The organism is Petrotoga halophila DSM 16923 (assembly GCF_002924615.1).
The window spans coordinates 1-2,846 of the sequence record NZ_JALY01000314.1; the positions used below are offsets into that span (position 1 = coordinate 1).

Genomic DNA, 2,846 nt, shown 5'->3' on the forward strand with positions numbered 1-2,846 from the left:
TTATAAAATTTAGCTTGCTTGTAAGAAGTATGGGTAGAAAAAGTGAAATATGAACATAGGACTAAAATAACCACATGATGGTAGTCGGGTTGGCTAAAAAGTTTAATATAACCCAAAATAGGTTGTGGAAATTGTTAGAATTCTACGTTTCAAAAGATAGAACCTCTAAATTTCAAAAGCCTTGACTATTTCCACCAACTCTTCTCTTTCTTCCCCTTCAAAAACATAAAAAGAAATAGCAGAAGGTTTTCTTTTCAACGTATATTTTTTCACGAATGAATTAATCTCTTTTGGTACTTTCGGTGTGAATTCTTTTGGTATATCTTTTAAATCATAGTACCTACCGTAATTCATTATGAACTTTTCTATCGTCTTTTTTTGTCTTGTATCAAGACCAATGTAATTTTCAATGAACTCTTTTAAATTCTTTTTATTTAAGTCTTTCATAAATCTTTTTACAACTTCTTCCCTTCCCAAATAAAAAGGATGTTCTTTGAAGGTTATATTTTTGTTTGTGTAGATTTTTGGTTCTTGAACGTTTGTTAGTAAAGAATTAAACTCTATCTTTGGATTTCTTTCAAAGATAGAGTTTACTAACTCTTTCGTGTAGTAATCACATCTTTCTTCAATTAAACTGTCATCTTCTATCTCTTTAATTATCTTTTTTAGATCAATCTTTTCTTTGTAGTAATGAACGAGGTAAGATGTAAAGAGTTCTGATATTTGTCTTTCTTTTGGAAAGTTCTTAAACTTTTCAAGGTTTATCTCAAACTTCTTATCTATATCCTTCTTTTTCAATTCTTTGATTATACATATAGGTGTGGATGTATCGATTTCAAACTCAAGAGCATCTATTATGTTTCTCAAGGTACTTGGTTGAATGTACTGTGTCTCTTCAAATAAAAACTCTTTCAACGTTTTTTCAGAAATGTTCATTGAGTCTATGGGTATCTTTTCTTTTCCTATCTCTTTCCTTATGAAATCTCTCAGCTTTGGTGTACCTCTGTGTTGGTTGTTATCCAAATTGAATACATAGTACTTTAATTGGTTAATGATATCTTTAAAAGTATTTTTTATCGGTTCACTTTCAGATTTGTTTAGTTGAGATAAACACCTCGAAAAGATAAAGGCGGTCTCATAAACCAGAGGGTCGTTATTATTCTTCTGTACTTGAAACACAGTATCAAGGGAATTGAAAACTTTAAAGTTATCATCATCGAAATAGTAACCAAGATAAAATCCCAATGGTAAAGTAAAAGCTAAAGCCTTTTCTTTGTTAATATCTTTCAACCACCAAGATATATTGTTTAAAGCCTGCACCATGCCAGAAGGATGTGGAATAGTTTTTAAAACCTTAAATGCTTCGATGTTTAAAGAAACTGCTTCATCGTATCTTTCTTCGTTAAAAGATAATACAAACCATCTTTTTTCAATCCCTTTATCTCTTTATCTCTTTATCTATTATCTCAAGGGCTTCATCGTATTTAACATCCCATTTTAATTTCAAAACGTTTATGTAATTGACAATGTTTTTATTTTTATCTGTTTTATCACTTTCTAAGTAATGAACAACATAATTCAAAATTGGTCTTATGAACTGTCCTTTATTAACAATTTTGACCAAAGATCGAAGATTCATTCTAAGAACCTCCTTATCCTCACGAAATGTTTACACAGCGTTATAATAATACAATATAAATTTACTTCAATTCAACTTAGAAATTTTCTAAAAATAAACCGAAACCATTCAAACATAATTGTACCATAATACAGATAAAAAAAGAAAAAGAAAATATAAGTAATTTAAAGATAACAAAAATTATCGAGTTTGATTTTAATATAAGTATTTTTTGACCGATCTCTGTAATACTTTATAAATACATATTTGAAGCCAATTAAAAAAACAGTTGAAAACCATATGGAAAAGCGTATGATTAAAATAAGGGATTGAATTATTTGAGATATTAGTTTTAAATTAAAAAAATAATTCAAGGGGGTGAAAAAGGATGAAGGGATTTTTTGTTGTTTTGTTGATCACAGGTCTGCTATTGAGTGGTATATTTGTTTTTGGTGGAGATGGTCGCATTACAGGATCAACAGATGGAGTAGAACCCACAGAGATGGTAAGTGTTGTGGAAGAAGTAGGGTAAATGCTTGAGAATTGAAGAATTTTTTAGGGAAATACGCATAAAAAAACCGGACGGAACCCCGAATATCAGAAATTAGAGAGGAGTAACTCGATTTTACTCAAAAATGGTAAGTTTTTCTTTGATTTCCTTAATTTTTATTCTATTTTCTTTGTATGAAACATGGAACTCATTTGGTGTCAAGTAGTTCAAAGAGCCATGAGGTCTAATATTAAGATAAAAATCCAAATACACTTTGTATTTCATAGTGAAATCACTAATATTAGTAAAGGTATTCAAAGGAACAAACTCTCTTTGGACACTCGAATGAAAAGATTCGATAAAGGCTTGACAATCTGGATTATGTGGATATCCGAACTCATGAAGTATACCAACATTTCTCATAAAATTTTCTGTTAACAAAGAAGTGAACTGAGTACCGTTATCTGATCTAATAATCAAGCCTTTTCCTGATATTCCTCTGTGCCTAAGAGCTTCAAAGATTGTTTTAATTATATCCTTTGATTTACATGATGGACCGACGTAAGAACCAACGATTTGTCTATCAAAAGTATCAATTATGCTGAACACTTGTACATAACCATCTTTAGTTTTGAAGTATTTGATATCCATTTCCCAAAACTGGTTAGGAGCTGTTGCAATATGTTTTTGAGGACCTCTTCTTGGATGTGGTGAATGGTTTGTATATTTTCCAACCAA

At 30.1% G+C, this 2,846-nt stretch carries 4 protein-coding genes; 1 reads left to right on the forward strand and 3 read right to left on the reverse strand.

The window, feature by feature from the left end; translation table 11 throughout:
- Positions 1 to 165 precede the first annotated feature (165 nt).
- Together AA81_RS13475 and AA81_RS14645 are read right to left on the reverse strand one after the other, a co-directional pair.
- On the reverse strand, positions 166 to 1,323 hold the full coding sequence (locus tag AA81_RS13475) for a hypothetical protein (RefSeq protein ID WP_245863665.1): 1,158 nt from the start codon (positions 1,321 to 1,323) through the stop codon (positions 166 to 168).
- Positions 1,324 to 1,438: 115 nt separating this feature from the next.
- A complete protein-coding gene (locus tag AA81_RS14645) occupies positions 1,439 to 1,639 on the reverse strand; it encodes a hypothetical protein (RefSeq protein ID WP_041534131.1) in 201 nt (66 codons plus the stop codon).
- Between the two features lie 367 nt (positions 1,640 to 2,006).
- On the opposite strand from AA81_RS14645, the gene AA81_RS14335 reads away from it, so the two are divergent.
- Entirely contained in the window at positions 2,007 to 2,150 is a 144-nt protein-coding gene (locus AA81_RS14335; protein ID WP_155811093.1) for a hypothetical protein, read from the forward strand.
- Positions 2,151 to 2,243: 93 nt separating this feature from the next.
- Here the strand turns inward: AA81_RS14335 and AA81_RS13480 are convergent.
- Positions 2,244 to 2,846: DDE-type integrase/transposase/recombinase (locus AA81_RS13480; RefSeq protein WP_169999810.1), on the reverse strand; the 603-nt coding region annotated here is incomplete at its 5' end.

Excerpts from the sequence above, each read along its gene's own strand:
- AA81_RS13475 (WP_245863665.1), bottom strand. The coding sequence starts at position 1,323 with ATGGTGCAGGCTTTAAACAATATATCTTGGTGGTTGAAAGATATTAAC.
- AA81_RS14645 (WP_041534131.1), bottom strand. The coding sequence starts at position 1,639 with ATGAATCTTCGATCTTTGGTCAAAATTGTTAATAAAGGACAGTTCATA.
- AA81_RS14335 (WP_155811093.1), top strand. The coding sequence starts at position 2,007 with ATGAAGGGATTTTTTGTTGTTTTGTTGATCACAGGTCTGCTATTGAGT.